Annotated in this window: 13 protein-coding genes; 5 read left to right on the top strand and 8 right to left on the bottom strand. The window is 47.0% G+C overall.

Annotation, left to right across the window (positions count from 1 at the left end; genetic code table 11):
* Positions 1–134: 134 nt before the first annotated feature.
* Entirely contained in the window at positions 135–1898 is a 1764-nt protein-coding gene (locus CWC33_RS08575) for a DEAD/DEAH box helicase (protein WP_100691601.1), read from the top strand.
* Here the strand turns inward: CWC33_RS08575 and CWC33_RS08580 are convergent.
* Positions 1895–2431, bottom strand: a complete 537-nt coding sequence (locus CWC33_RS08580) for a lipocalin family protein (RefSeq protein WP_100691602.1) — start codon at positions 2429–2431, stop codon at positions 1895–1897. The genes CWC33_RS08575 and CWC33_RS08580 overlap by 4 nt on opposite strands.
* Before the next feature lie 12 nt (positions 2432–2443).
* Positions 2444–4000, bottom strand: a complete 1557-nt coding sequence (locus tag CWC33_RS08585; protein WP_100691603.1) for a cryptochrome/photolyase family protein — start codon at positions 3998–4000, stop codon at positions 2444–2446.
* Between the two features lie 121 nt (positions 4001–4121).
* Here CWC33_RS08585 and CWC33_RS08590 point away from each other — a divergent pair, with 121 nt between their 5' ends.
* Both CWC33_RS08590 and CWC33_RS08595 read left to right on the top strand, forming a co-directional pair.
* Positions 4122–4898 carry a hypothetical protein gene (locus CWC33_RS08590; protein ID WP_058576092.1) on the top strand — a complete coding sequence of 259 codons (777 nt, stop codon included), beginning with the start codon at positions 4122–4124 and terminating at the stop codon, positions 4896–4898.
* A gap of 5 nt (positions 4899–4903) precedes the next feature.
* Positions 4904–6889: a 3-deoxy-D-manno-octulosonic acid kinase gene (locus CWC33_RS08595; RefSeq protein WP_100691604.1), complete on the top strand. Its 1986-nt coding sequence runs from the start codon at positions 4904–4906 to the stop codon at positions 6887–6889.
* Positions 6890–6963: 74 nt separating this feature from the next.
* Here the strand turns inward: CWC33_RS08595 and CWC33_RS08600 are convergent, their stop codons facing one another.
* The 4 genes from CWC33_RS08600 to mutY all read right to left on the bottom strand — a co-directional run bounded on the left by CWC33_RS08600 (position 6964) and on the right by mutY (position 10830).
* The gene (locus tag CWC33_RS08600; protein ID WP_100691605.1) at positions 6964–8217 is read right to left on the bottom strand and encodes a glutamate-5-semialdehyde dehydrogenase; all 1254 of its coding nucleotides are present in this window, start codon (positions 8215–8217) and stop codon (positions 6964–6966) included.
* A complete protein-coding gene (proB, locus tag CWC33_RS08605) occupies positions 8214–9329 on the bottom strand; it encodes a glutamate 5-kinase (RefSeq protein ID WP_088767633.1) in 1116 nt (371 codons plus the stop codon). Before proB ends, CWC33_RS08600 begins: the two co-directional genes overlap by 4 nt.
* Positions 9330–9505: 176 nt before the next feature.
* Positions 9506–9778 (bottom strand): oxidative damage protection protein, encoded by a 273-nt coding sequence (locus CWC33_RS08610; protein WP_100691606.1) that lies wholly within the window; start codon positions 9776–9778, stop codon positions 9506–9508.
* Positions 9779–9789: 11 nt separating this feature from the next.
* Positions 9790–10830: an A/G-specific adenine glycosylase gene (gene mutY / locus CWC33_RS08615; RefSeq protein ID WP_100691607.1), complete on the bottom strand. Its 1041-nt coding sequence runs from the start codon at positions 10828–10830 to the stop codon at positions 9790–9792.
* A 114-nt stretch (positions 10831–10944) separates the two neighbouring features.
* Here mutY and CWC33_RS08620 point away from each other — a divergent pair, with 114 nt between their 5' ends.
* On the top strand, positions 10945–12033 hold the full coding sequence (locus tag CWC33_RS08620; protein ID WP_100691608.1) for an OmpA family protein: 1089 nt from the start codon (positions 10945–10947) through the stop codon (positions 12031–12033).
* Between the two features lie 111 nt (positions 12034–12144).
* The gene (gene trmB, locus CWC33_RS08625; RefSeq protein ID WP_100691609.1) at positions 12145–12864 is read left to right on the top strand and encodes a tRNA (guanosine(46)-N7)-methyltransferase TrmB; all 720 of its coding nucleotides are present in this window, start codon (positions 12145–12147) and stop codon (positions 12862–12864) included.
* Between the two features lie 21 nt (positions 12865–12885).
* Here the strand turns inward: trmB and hemW are convergent, their stop codons facing one another.
* Both hemW and rdgB read right to left on the bottom strand, forming a co-directional pair.
* Positions 12886–14040 carry a radical SAM family heme chaperone HemW gene (gene hemW, locus CWC33_RS08630; protein ID WP_100691610.1) on the bottom strand — a complete coding sequence of 385 codons (1155 nt, stop codon included), beginning with the start codon at positions 14038–14040 and terminating at the stop codon, positions 12886–12888.
* The gene (gene rdgB / locus CWC33_RS08635; protein ID WP_100691611.1) at positions 14040–14648 is read right to left on the bottom strand and encodes an RdgB/HAM1 family non-canonical purine NTP pyrophosphatase; all 609 of its coding nucleotides are present in this window, start codon (positions 14646–14648) and stop codon (positions 14040–14042) included. The genes hemW and rdgB overlap by 1 nt, the downstream gene beginning before the upstream one ends.
* Positions 14649–14745: the final 97 nt, after the last annotated feature.

Below are 14745 nucleotides of genomic sequence, written 5' to 3' on the forward strand. Positions count from 1 at the left end.
GATTCGCGGGGTTGCAGCGCCTGATTCCAGTCCAGACAGTTTAGAGACTGACCACTGATTCCTGTTGCCGGGCCATAACCCCATATTTGTTTTGTTTGCCATAAGGCAAACGGGAATATAGTGAGACACAATTTATGTCAAAGACTCAAACGAGCCTGTCGTTCAGCGACATGGCCCTACCTTCTGCTGTGCTTGAACAACTGAACGCAATGGGTTTTGAAACCCCAACCCCTATTCAGCAGCAGTCAATCCCTGCTCTGTTAGAGGGTAATGATGTGTTAGGTGAAGCACAAACTGGTACCGGTAAAACAGCCGCATTTGGCTTGCCTGCGCTGGCGAAAATTGACCCTTCGTTGAAACAGACTCAAGTCTTAGTAGTAACGCCTACACGTGAGCTAGCCATTCAGGTTGCTGAAGCGTTAGAAGGCTTTTCAAAGAAAATGCGTGGTGTTGGCGTGGCAACCGTTTATGGTGGTGCTGCCTTTGGTCCGCAAGTAAAGGCGCTAAAACAAGGTACCTCAATTGTTGTTGGTACGCCGGGGCGTCTTATCGACTTACTGAATAAAAACGTATTGCAACTGGATGGTTTGAAGGTTGCGGTATTGGATGAAGCCGACGAAATGTTGAACATGGGCTTCATTGAAGACATCGAAACCATTTTAAAAGGTGTGCCTGAAACCGCCCAACGAGCGTTGTTTTCAGCGACTATGCCGAATGCCATTCGTAAATTGGCGAAAACCTTCCTGAATAAACCATTGAATATTCAGATTGAAGCGGTTGCGCGTGAAAAAGCAACGATTAAACAGAAAGCGTGGAAAGTTCAGGGCATGACTAAAATGACCGCTCTGACTCGTTTATTGGAAGTGACTCCGTATCAACGTGCATTGATTTTCGTGCGCACTCGTCAGGACACTATGGATGTTGCTGAGTTATTACAACGTTCAGGATTCAAAGCGTCGCCATTAAGCGGCGATTTAAACCAGGCTCAACGTGAGCAAACGGTTAGCCAGTTGCGCAGCGGCCATATCGAAATTCTGGTTGCGACAGACGTTGTTGCGCGTGGTCTGGATGTGCCTGAAATTACCCACGTGATTAACTATGACTTGCCAAGTGATACTGAGTCTTATGTTCACCGTATCGGCCGCACTGGTCGTGCGGGACGTTCAGGCGAAGCGATTCTGTTCTTCCGTGCAAAAGAACGTCATTTATTGCGCCACTACGAGCGTTTAACCAATGCTCCGGTAGAGTTCTTTGACGTGCCGAATGCAAGTGAGCTGAGCAAGTATCGTCAGCAGCAGCTGTTAGAGAAGCTGCAGGCGTCACTGGCTGAAGAGACCGCAAGTGCCGACAAGCCGAAGCTGGAAAAGTTACTGGCTCAATGGCTGGAGCAATCTGAATTGACTGCCGAGGAAATTGCATTAGCGCTGCTGACTCAGCAGAACGAGCAACGTCCGCTGTTCCTGAAAGAAGACCGTCCAGTGCGTGAGCGTACTGAGCGCTCGGCTCGAAATGACCGTGGCGACAAACGCAAGCCTCGAGCTGAGCGTGGCGGACGCGCGGCGGATATCGACTTTGATACCTATAAAATACAGGTGGGTAAAGAACACGGCGCCCGCCCTGGTGATATTGTTGGCGCGATTGCAAACGAAGCGTCTATGGACAGCAAGTACATCGGTCAAATTCAGTTGTTCGATAACCACTCGCTGGTTCAGTTGCCAAAAGGTATGCCGAAAGACGTCATGCACGTACTGAAAAAAGCGCGTGTTCGTCAGCAGCCAATGGGTCTTGAGCTAAGTGATGAACAAGTTAAACGAGCGCCACGTCCACCGCGTGATCGTGACGCCCGTGGTCCTAAACGCCGTCAGGCAGGAAAGGGCGCAGCACGTCGTTTTAACTAATTAGACGTATTAACACCGGCCGGATGATCGACAATGATCATCTGGTCGATGTCATATCCCCATTCATTGGCTTTTGCGAGTGCGTAATCTAAGTCCGGCTGAGATACATTCGGTGTCCGCGACAAAAACCAGAAATACTCATGCGAATCGCTGGTGACAATTGCCTGTTGGTAGTTATCATCTAACCAGCTAACGTAATAACCACCGTAAAACGGCCAGAAAAACGTCACTTGATAGGCTGCCTTCATGTTTTCAACAGGTTCAGCTTTCCCGATAGCCGTTTGCCATTCCTGATTTTCAACATGGAAACCTCGGTTAGTGACCTCTAATGTACCGTCACCGTTTAAACGGTATTCTGCGGTAACGCCTTGCAGTCCCTCTTCAAAGCTGTGTGGCATTCGGGCAATTTCGTACCACTTTCCTAAATAGCGGTCGGCGTCGAAGTCATCAACAACATCAGCCACCGGTGTGGGCTGAGACTTACAGGCAGTCAGTAATAAGGTCATTAAAAATGCAGGTAACCACTTGTTCATTGTGCGTCCTTGTTATAACTCGTTAATTGTGTTCAGGTAATGCTCAGCTTGTTTAATGAGCGCATTTTGCTCGTCATCCGATTTTTTATTCCATACTTGATACATCATGCCCATTCTATGGTTATTTTCAAAATGTTCTTTATGACAGTTAATAAAGTGCCAGTATAGACTATTAAACGGGCAGGCTTTGTCACCGGTTTTTTTGTTCGGATCGTAATGGCATTGACTACAATAGTGCCCCATTTTCTTCATATAGTTTGCGCTTGAGATATAAGGCTTAGTAGCAATCAGACCATTGTCTGCGTATTGGCTCATGCCCCGAGTGTTGGGTAGCTCAACCCATTCAATAGCGTCAATATAGATGCCTAAGTACCATTCATCGAGAGCGTCTGGGGAAACACCGGCGAGTAGCGCGAAGTTACCCGTCACCATCAGTCTTTGTATGTGGTGAGCGTATGCGTAGTCGAGAGACTGCCGGATAGAGTGATGCATACAGGCCATTTTTGTTTCAGCATTCCAGTAATAGTTTGGAAGCGCACGAGTATGATTTAACGCATTGTTGTTTTTGTATTCGGGCATGAACTTCCAGTAAATGGCTCTGACAAACTCCCTCCAGCCTATAATTTGACGGACAAAGCCTTCAATTTGCGCGAGGCTTATCGTGTCTTTATTGTTAGACCAAGACTCAACGGCTGAGTTAACAACCTCTAATGGATGCAGCATTTTGGTATTCAACGCGAAAGACAAGCGAGAGTGGAAAAGACTCCAATGCGCCTCGGGCGTTATACTGGCAGTTGTCATTGTATCCTGGTAACGGCCGAAGTTCGGTAAACCAAACTCACAGAAGTGCGATAATAATTGCTGTGCCTGCTTTCGGCTTACCGGCCAGATAAACTGCTTGGGGTCAGCATTTCCCATTGTTTTGATATTCTGCTCTGAGAGCATGTTGTCGATATCCGAAACGTCATTAGCAAATACAAGAGGTTCGGGAACTTTTTGCTTTTTTGGCAGCTTTTTTTGGTTTTCTTTATCGAAGTTCCAGCGCCCGCCGACTGGTTTATTACCCTCCATTAAAATATCGTGTTCGCTACGCACCTTGCGGTAGAAGGTTTCCATCAGGTAACTTTCGGTGTCTGGAAAGTAGTTTTCTAAAGCGTTTCGACCAGTAAGGAAGTGCTCACTATCAATCCACTTAATGTCGATATTGTTGGCGCCTGCCCAGCTCTTTAATTGATGGTCGAGACGGTATTCGTCTGGTTGCTGGCACTCAATACGTTCAGCGCCAGTTTCTTCAAGTAGCCAAAGCAGGTTTTTCGTCAGGCTTTGTTGATTTCGGGCATCGTCCAGCCTGAGATAAAAGATACGATGGCCCGCGGATTCCAATGCGTCAGAAAAATTACGCATGGCTTTAAAAAAAGCCAATATCTTTTGCCGGTGATGCAACACGTAATCGGCTTCCTGCCCCAGCTCCATTATTACGTAAAGAGTTTCTGAGTTTTTTGTATTAAACCAACGGTGGCGAGCATTTAATTGGTCACCTAATATCAGTCTTATTGTCTTCGCCTTCATTGCTCGTCCATAACCAGAGTTAACTAAAGCTTAATACGCTGCTTGAGTTAATTCAGATTGGCGTACCGAAATTCGCTAAAATATGGCATTATGCGCGTTAGTTTAAGAGTCAGGAGTTTTTATGAGCCAGGTTGAAAGTGCAGAGAGTCAGTCTCAGCAAAAGCCAGTTAATGTTATTTGCATAAAGTGGGGTAAAAAATACGGCCCCGATTATGTGAATACACTGCATTCAATGGTGAGTCGCCATTTGAGCCGACCGTTTCGTTTTGTGTGCTTTACGGATGACTTCGATGGCATTAATGATGATATTGAAGTTAAAGCAATTCCGAAAATTGGCTTTGAAGACTTCGACAAACAAGTGCCTTGGACAAAAGCGCATGGCTGGTTGAAGTTAACCTGCTTTGCAAACCCTCTTTATGACTTAGAGGGCCCGACACTGTTTTTGGACTTAGACATTATTATTGTCGGCAGCCTGGACGAATTTTTCGAGCCGGAGGGCGACTTCATGGTCATTAAGGAATGGGATAAGTCGGATGCAACGGGCAACACATCGGTATTCCGTTTTAATATTGGTGCACACGACGACGCACTTGAGCACCTGAAGAAAGACCCTGACGCGGCCACGGCGGATGTACGTAATGAACAAGAGTATATTACGCACTTTGTTGATCGCCAGAATAAACTAAAATACTGGCCAGAAAAATGGTGCCGAAGCTTTAAGAGACATTGCTTGCGTCCATTCCCGTTAAGTTTCTTCCAGGAGCCACGTATTCCTGAAGAAGCAAAAGTCATTATTTTCCACGGTAAACCACACCCTGACGATGCGTTGGAAGGTCGCAGTGGCAAATGGTACCGCAAGGTGTTACCCACCAAGTGGATTGCTGAATACTGGCGCTAACTCGCATGATGCTTTGGTTTTACGGATTAATATTACGGCTGGTGACTCCAGCCGTTTTTGTCTGGTTATGGTTGCGCGGCCGAAAAGACCACCGTTATCGCTCACACTGGTCAGAGCGACTGGCGCTGGACACAGTCAGTGTTGACTTGCAGGGTTGTACGATCATTCACAGCGTGTCGGTTGGGGAAACGCTGGCAGCGAAACGGTTAATTGAGCAATTTGTCGCGCAATTCCCTGACGAAAAAGTCGTAATAACCTGCATGACGCCGACCGCACGCGCACTTATTCAGACGCATTTTGGTAACCAAGTGACGTATCGTTACTGGCCATTGGATACTCCGGGGTCTGCAAAGCGCTTTGTTTCAAAGCTGAAGCCTAAAACCGTCTGGATAATGGAGACTGAGCTTTGGCCGCAAATGCTCAACTCTCTGGCTCAAGCGAGTGTATCGGTTTGTTTATTGAATGCGCGGCTTTCAAAACGCTCTGCGGCTGGATATCGTCGTTTTCACCGATTACTGAAGTCGGTTTGGCAGCAGTTAGCCCTCGTTTCGGTGCAAAATAAAGAAACCGCTCGACGCATGAGAATGTTGGGCGTGCCGACAGGTCGCTTATTTGTGGATGGTAACCTCAAGTACGACATCGAACTCAGTCAGAGCGATATAGCCAAAGCGGCTCAATGGATACCGAGTTGTGAAGGCCGCTCAATTTGGTTGGGCAGCAGCACTCACCCGGGTGAGCATGAACAACTGCTAGCTGCTCATAAACGTATTCTTGAGCATGAGCCCGACGCTTGTCTTATTATTGCGCCAAGACATCCCGAACAGTTTGAGGTCGTTGCCAAATTAGTTCAGGATAACGCCCTCCGCTTGGCGCGGCGGAGTCAGAACGACACAATTCCCAATGATTGTCATGTTTTTTTGGCGGACAGTATGGGCGAAATGATGCTTTGGGGGCAGTTGGCATCTATAAGCTTTATTGGTGGCAGTTTAATTGAACGAGGCGGACACAACCCCCTTGAAGTTATTGCTGCTGGCTCCAATGTTATGTCTGGTAAACACGTTTTTAACTTCCCGCAAGTTTATGGGGAGCTGGCAAAAGCTGGCGCTGTTAATTGGGTTGGAAACGTAGACGATATCGTCAATACGATAAACAAGCTGCAGCAGCCAGCTGTCATGAAACAACAACATGACGCTGCTAAAAGTGTCTTAAAGACGCATCAGGGTGCAACGCAACGCGTGTTAGCGAGAGCACTGGAATATACTCTGACAGGAAGCGGTATGATAAAGACAGAGCAGAGTCCCCGTGGGCTTATTCGCTACGATAGCAATATTATTGAAACCATTGAAGACAAGCATTTCACGGCGCAGTATTGGCAACAACAAAAAGCCATTGCGGGTAACTCAACTGGCCGGGCAACGGTCTGGTTCATTCAGCAGGGCGACTTAGGCTTGTTGCTGCGCCATTACTACCGAGGTGGTTTGGTTGGGAAAATCAATAAAGATCGCTTTTTAAGAGAGCCGGCTGACAAAAGCAGAGCGATTCACGAATTTGATTTGTTATTGAAGCTGCGTGAGAAAGGGCTTCCGGTTCCGAGACCGGTTGCGGCACGCATGGAAAAAACCGGTGTATTTAGTTACAAAGCAGATATTCTTGTCGAAGTCATTCCCGGAGCAGTGGATGTCTTTCGCCTACTGCGCGAAAAACAGTTGTCAGCAGAGCTTTGGCAAACGCTTGGTGCCGTCATAAAGGAGCTGCACGACGCTGGCGTCTATCATTCAGACCTGAACTGCCATAACTTGATGTTAGATGACAACGACAAAGCGTGGATAGTGGATTTTGATAAATGTGACTTTCGTGAAGAGGGTGACTGGAAGGAAGCGAATATCCAACGCCTGTTGCGCTCATTGAGAAAAGAGAAAGAAAAGAACGACACGTTTTATTGGAAAGAGTCTCGCGATTGGCCTGAATTATTGACCGGCTATCGCCGTTAGCGGCGGCTCACTTCTTTGCACAAAAAAGCCCGGAAACTCGTCAGAGCTTCCGGGCTTTCTTCTTTTATCAACGGTTATTCGCGAATTTGGCCGTTACCGGTAACCACGAATTTTTCTGTTGTCAGCGCTTGTAAGCCCATTGGACCGTAAGCGTGAAGCTTACTGGTCGAAATACCAATTTCTGCGCCTAAACCAAGCTGACCGCCGTCAGAGAAACGAGATGACGCGTTTGCCATTGTGACCGCCGAATCTACTTCGCGGATGAAACGCTTCGCTGTGTCATCGTTCTCGGTAACAATGACTTCAGTGTGGCCACTACCAAACTGCTGAATGTGTTCCAACGCTGCGTCGAAATTATCGACGGTGCGAACGGCAATTTCCAGTGCCAGGTATTCTTCGCCGAACTGGTCATCGCCAATTTCATCAGCACCATCAAAATAACCGACTGAGCGTTTGTCCGCGTGAATAGTGACGTCTTTTTCGCCTAGTGCTTTAGCGGCCATAGGCAGGAATTTATCGGCAACGTCTTGGTGCACCAGCAGACCCTCAAGCGCGTTGCATACACCAGTGCGCTGAGTCTTGCCATTAAGCAAAATAGCCAGTGCCTTATCCAGGTCAGCGTCCTTATCAACGTACAAGTGGCATACGCCTTTGTAGTGCTGAATGACTGGAATTTTACTGGTGTCACTTACGTAGTGAATTAAGCCTTCACCACCGCGAGGAATCACCAGGTCAATGTAGTCTTTTTGCTGCAGCAGTTCGGTCATTAATTCGCGATCTGGCGTAGGCACTACGGTAATCACGTCTTTTGGTAAACCACTTTGTTCTAACGCTTCGTGAAGAGCTTCGGCTATTGCCTTGCTGCTTTCGATGGCTTCGCGACCACAACGCAGTATAACAGCGTTACCAGATTTAAAGCACAGCGCACCAGCATCAGCGGTTACGTTAGGGCGTGCTTCATAAATCATGGCAATGACGCCCAGTGGAATACGCATCTTTTCAATTTTCAAACCGTTAGGGCGTTCTTCCAGTAGGTAACTGTCGCCCACGGGATCTTTTAAGTTGATGATCTCTTCAATCGCAGAAGCCATGCCTTCGACACGCTCTGGAGTCAGTTCCAGACGATCCATCATGGCGTCGCTCAGGCCTTTCTCTTTACCGGCTACCAAGTCTTTCTTATTTACTTCAATAATTTTGTCTTGGTGTGCACGGATTGCATCCGCCATTTTTTGCAGAACTTTGTTTTTGTCTGCTTCTGATAGCGTTGCTACGGCACGTGCCGCCTTAGCAGCACGTTGTGAAATTTCTTTAGCTAATTGCTGGCTCATGAATCCTCCAAAATCATTAAATCGTCGCGGTGAATTACTTCTGTGATTGGGCTATAGCCAAATTGCTCAGCAATGTCTTCCGTCTGCTGTCCTTTAATATGCATAAGCTCGTGAGAGCTATACTGGCAGATGCCCTTCGCTATAGCGTCTGTGTCATTGGCACTGCGCACCAACACAGCGTCTCCGCGATCAAAGTCACCTTGTACATCAACGATGCCTGAACTGAGTAACGATGCACCGTTTTCAATCAGCGCTTTTTCTGCGCCTTCGTCTACTAATATTTCGCCCTGTGCAACCAGGGTGTGTCTTAACCAATGCTTTTTATTGCTAATTGGATCAGATTGGCGACGGAAAAGTGTTCCCGGAATTTCGCCCTGTAGTAAAGATTCGAAGGTTTCGCCTTTACCACCATTAACAATGTATGTGTCGATACCATGCGATGTGGCTTTCTCTGCGGCTTCAATTTTCGTGCGCATACCACCGGTACCCACATCGCTCACTGAGCCGCCCGCTAATGAATAGATGCTTTCATCTATTTGCTCAACCACTGGTATTTTCTTCGCGTCAGGGTTGAGATTCGGATCAGCGTCGTACAACCCATCAATGTCTGAGCAAATAAAGAGCGCATCAGCATCGACAAGTGTAGCGACCATGGCTGATAGATTATCGTTATCACCAACCTTCATCTCGTCAGTGGCGAGTGCGTCGTTTTCGTTTACCACTGGCAAAATGTTGTGTTCTAACAATCTATTGAGTGTGTTTTTGATGCTGACGTAACGAGCTCTGTCGCGTAAGTCACTATGCGTCATGAGTAGCTGAGCGCAGGGGAAATCAAAAAAGCGCGACCAGTACCCCATCATTTCATTTTGGCCAACCGCCGACATTGCTTTACGAACAGCGACAGGTACTTTTTTATGTTCGAAATGAATATGTTTGCGGCCGGCAGCAACACTACCAGAAGAAACTAAAACTACTTCTTGTCCGCGTTCATGACACTCGTTAATGAAACGAGCTATGGGTAGTAAAAATTTGGTGCTAACCCCAGTTTCATCTGGCGCGATGAGCGCACTCCCCACTTTCAGTACGGCTCTTCGCCAGGATGGCGCTTTCATAAAGACTCCCTTTTGTTGAATTCGTTAGTAGTCTAACAGATTGCCCGAATGAGCTCCAGTAACGCCCATAAGTTATAACTATTGTCAATATATTAGAGAATCATAGAAACTGACAAGAAAAATAAAAAAGCCCCTTTGAAATAGGGGCTTAAAGGTAAGCTTAGTAAGCATTAAAGTTAGCTTTCAGGCGGTGTATAGCCTTCAATATGGACGTCCTTATGCTCGAACAAAAAGTCAGTCATTTGTTGCTCTAAAAACTCTCTGTCGTTTGGGTCCATCATATTCAAGCGTTTTTCATTAATCAGCATGGTTTGCTTTTTTTGCCACTCGGCCCAGGCTTCCTTTGAAATATGGTTGAAAATGCGCTCACCCAGCTCGCCGGGGTATAACTGAAAGTCCAGGCCCTCGGCGTCTTTTTGTAAATATTCGCAAAATACAGTACGGCTCATAATTCGCTCGCTTATTTGTTCAGTTCTTTAAGTAGTTTAACGGTTGGAGCGGCAAAGCCCAACTGCTGTTCCGAATCCAGACTAAACCACATCGACTGGCCAGACTCACTAACCCAACTTACTTTCTCAGAGAGATTAATGATGACTGGAAGACAGTCTAAATGAAAGTGGCTGAATGTGTGTCTAAATTCAGTCAGTGGCTTGCTCGATTCAGCAGTAACCCCCAGTTTGTCGAGAATACTTTCTACGTCGCTACTTGTTTGCGCCTGAGGGAAGCCCCAGAGTCCACCCCAAATACCTTGTTGCGGATTTTTTTGTAGCAAGACTTCGTTGCCGCATTTAATCATTAACAGCTGAGTCGTCTTTACCGGTTTTGCTTTTTTCGGCTTTTTGCCCGGGTAAAGCTCAATAGTATTGTTGGCAAATGCTTCGCAAGTTGCTGAGATAGGACAGCGGTGACACTCAGGTCTTGTTCGAGTACAGACAGTAGCCCCAATATCCATCATAGTTTGGTTATAGTTGTCGCACTCTTCCTCCGGGGTTAATTCATCACTGAATTCCCATAGACGCTTTTGCACCGATGCTTTTCCCGGCCAGCCGTCAATGGCAAAGTGTCTGGTCAGAACACGTTTAACGTTACCGTCGAGAATGGGGGCGTATAGTCCGTGCCCCAAAGACAAAATAGCACCCGCTGTGGAGCGGCCTATTCCGGGTAATTCTTCGAGAGCTTCAACAGTAGTTGGAAACTGGCCGTTCAAGTCCTGACTGATAATTTGTGCGGCTTTATGCAAGTTTCGGGCTCTGGCGTAGTAGCCAAGCCCGGTCCAGAGGCTTAATACGTGATCTTGTTCGGCCTTTGCCAACGTATGAATGTCCGGAAAGTCATTCATAAACCGTTGAAAGTAAGGGATGACGGTCGTGACTTGAGTTTGCTGTAGCATAATTTCCGACACCCAAACTTTATAAGGCGTCTTACTTTGCTGCCATGGCAAATGCTTACGACCAAATTGGTGATACCACTTAAGGACTTTGCTACTAAATGACTGAGTCAACTGTAAATCTCTGCAAATGGAAATGACTTATAAAAAAATGTACTACGCTTTACATCATAAACAGTCTCTCATATTTAGAGCTGATTTGTTATTGCATCGAAAAGGAGATTTGCAATGAAAGCAGTAAACTTAATTACCCTATCTTTAATTGCTGCGGGTTTAACCGCACCAGTTTTTGCACAACAAACACAAGCCGAAAAAGATGACTTCTATTTAGGTGCTCGTTTAGGTGTCTTCTCTGCCGATGAAGATCGAGTTGCAGTCGACAATAACCAAATGTTTTTCGTTGATGACGGCTTTAAAACCTTTACGTCAGGCATTGAAGCCGGCTACATGATGACAGAAGCTTGGGAAGCACGTATTTATTACGATTACATGGAAGCTGATCTCGTTGGCGGCGGCGATGCTTATGGCGATAGCTATGGTGTCGATGCTCTTTATCACTTTAATAACAACATCTACGCCGGTTTGGGCCTGAATAACACTGAAATCGGTGAGATAACGGATGTTGCCGCGCGTGCGACAGTGGGTCATCGCAGCTTTATTAACGATAACCTAGCATGGCGTATTGAAGGTGGCGTCCAGCGAGGCTGGGAAGAAGATTATACTGAAATGTTTGCTAACATTGGCCTACAGTGGTTCTTTGGTGGTCGTGACGCGAGCCCTGAGCCGCGCCCAAGACCAGAGCCGCAAAAAGCGGCTCCAGCGCCGGAACCAGAACCGAAGCCAGTTGATTCAGATGGTGACGGTGTCATTGATGCAAATGACAAGTGTGCGAATACGCCAAAAGACTACTCGGTTGATGAAGATGGTTGCATCTTGTACGAGAATGAAACCATTACCGAAGAGCTGCTGGTTGAGTTCGACCTGAACTCGTCAAAAATTCGTGATAATGCCTATGGCGATATTGAAGAAATGGCAGAGTTCATGAAAGAGCATCCGCAGCTAGATATCACTATTCATGGCCACACTGACAGTACTGGTGAAGCAGACTACAACCAGTGGTTGTCTGAAAAGCGTGCACAGTCGGTAGCTACTGCGTTAGTAAATCGTTACGGTATTGAGAAAAGCCGAGTGAAGTCGAAAGGTCATGGCGAGTCTCAACCAAAAGTACGTGAAAACAGTGCAGCTGATCGCCAGACCAACCGTCGTATCGAAGCTGTCTTAAAAGTAGTCAACCGCGTACCGAAAGAGCGTAAATAGTACGTTGTATTGATAGGTTGAAACAGCGATAATATCGCATGAGATATAAACAGGCCTGATTATTCAGGCCTGTTTTTTTGGTGTTAGCTGTTATCAATGGTTTAGGTACTGATGAGTCATTTTAAAAGTGCGGAAGAAGCTGCTGCGGCAGGGAAGTATGTAAGGACTGTGCGTAGCTTTGTTAAGCGCGAAGGGCGTTTAACTAAAGGTCAGGCGGGAGCCATAGAGCGACAGTGGCCTAAAATGGGTCTGTCATTGGCCGACGAAATGCTGAGTTTTAAAGACGTTTTTAACCGCGAAGCCCCTGTTACTCTGGAAATAGGTTTTGGCATGGGTCACTCGTTAGTCGAAATGGCTGAGACCGATCCTGATCGCAACTTTATTGGCATCGAAGTTCACGAACCCGGCGTTGGCGCGTGTTTAATGGCCGCTGAAGAAGCTGGGTTGAGTAATTTGCGTGTCTTTCATGAAGACGCCGTAGAGGTTCTCAAGCAGTGTGTGCCCGACAAAAGCCTTAACTGTGTGCAGGTGTTTTTCCCAGATCCATGGCACAAGAAACGCCATCACAAGCGTCGAATCATACAACCAGAGTTTGTTGAACTGCTTGTTCAGAAGCTAGAGTCTGGCGGCATTATTCATTTAGCAACAGATTGGGGAAACTACGCAGAACACATGCTTGAAGTGCTGAATGGTAGCAGTGCACTGACTAACTTATCCGCATCGGGTGACTACATACCAAGACCTGATAGCCGGCCAAAAACTAAATTTGAACGTCGCGGTGAAGGCAAAGGTCATGGCGTTTGGGATTTGCAGTTTAAGGTCACTGAATAACAAGAGACAAAGCTTCTCGAATTAGTCGAGAAGCGTATCTAAAACTGAGTTTAAAAAGCGGTGTCCTTTTGGTGTTAGTTCCCAGGCCGCCTCGTTTTCGGTTAGAAGTTTTAACTCAATAGTTTTACCCAGCTGCTTTGACGCATGTGATGAAGGTAAGCCTGTAGTGTCCTCAAAGCGTTGCTTCGAAACCGGCTCCATCAAACGAAATTGGTTCATAAAGAACTCAAAGGTTAAGTCATCTTTAGCCACTTCATTAAGTTTGTACCGTAGTGGTTTGGTTAAATCGAGGTAACCCTTGGGGTGCTTAATTTTTTCGCAGCGAATGATGCGCTGTTCCTGTTCCAGCGTGATCTTACTATGCGCGCCGCAGCCAATCCCCAAGTAGTCACCGAACTGCCAGTAATTGCGGTTATGGCGACTCTGGTGGCCAGGTTTAGAGTAAGCGCTAACTTCGTACTGCCTATAACCCGCCGCCTCCAGAAGCTCATGCCCTTTTTGATAAATATCCCAGAGAGTTTCTTCATCGGGGAGCTCGGGAGGAGAGCTTGCAAACAGGGTGTTTGGCTCAATGGTGAGTTGATACCAGGATATGTGCGGCGGATTGAGCGCAATGACTTGCTTTAAATCATCCATGGCGGCATCTAAAGACTGATTAGGCAGTCCATGCATTAAGTCTAAATTAAAGCTTTTTAGCGGCAGTTGTGACGCGTGTGCAGCGGCCTCGCGGGCCTGCTCCGGGTCATGTATGCGGCCTAACCGGGACAACTGCTCTGATTGTAAGCTTTGCACACCAATAGACAAACGAGTGATGCCGGCTTTGACAAAGTCAGCAAACTTTTCTGTTTCAAAGGTGCCAGGGTTTGCTTCCATGGTAACTTCGCAGTCATCCGTCAAGGCAAGCAATTGACGAATGCCATCCATGAGTGACTGCATGGCTGCCGCACTGAACACACTGGGTGTGCCGCCACCAATAAATATCGACGTAATGCGTCTGCCCTGTACCCAGTTTAAATCAGCTCGTAAGTCGTCCAATAAACGTGCAACGTACTCTCGTTCGGGAATTTCGCCTGAGAGCTTGTGCGAATTAAAGTCGCAATAGGGACACTTCTGTATACACCACGGTATATGAACGTAGAGTGACAGAGGCGGTAACTGGAGTTTAGATGTGGACATTAACTGAATTGACTCAATAGCTGTTTTAGCGCCTGACCACGATGGCTGAGCTTCTGTTTTACTGACGGCTCTAACTCTGCCGCTGAACACTTGTGTTGTTCAACCCAAAAGACCGGGTCGTACCCGAAACCGTTGCTACCCTGTGGGGAGGTTAAAATTGAACCGTGCCACATGCCATGGCAAATGAGCGGCGTCGGGTCTTGAGCGCTTTTCATATAAACCAAAACGCAATGGAATTGCGCCTGGCGCTCTTCAGCGGCTACGTCCGACAGTGCTTGTAATAATTTTTCGATGTTGTCACTGTCCGATGCGTCTGCACCGGCGTATCGTGCAGAGTAAACGCCCGGGGCTCCGTTCAAGGCATCAACTGCCAGACCTGAGTCATCGGCAATAGCAGGCAGTCCAGTTTTTTCACACGCGTGACGGGCTTTAATAATAGCGTTTTCGACAAAAGTAGTGCCAGTTTCCTTGGCTTCGTCAAACGACCAGTTAGACTGTGGCAATACCTGCCAGCCTGAGGTATTCGCATTGTTTGCCAGCATGGCCTGCAGCTCCTTGACCTTACCGGGGTTTCCCGTTGCTAATACAATTTCCTTTGTGGTTGCCATAGTTACTACCTCTTGCGTGTTCGGTCGCACAGGATATCGGTTTTTACCGTATTTTGAAATCTTCACAAAGAAAATGCGCAAAGCTGTTATGATAAAA

It is taken from the genome of Idiomarina sp. X4, assembly GCF_002808045.1.
Lineage (GTDB): Bacteria > Pseudomonadota > Gammaproteobacteria > Enterobacterales > Alteromonadaceae > Idiomarina.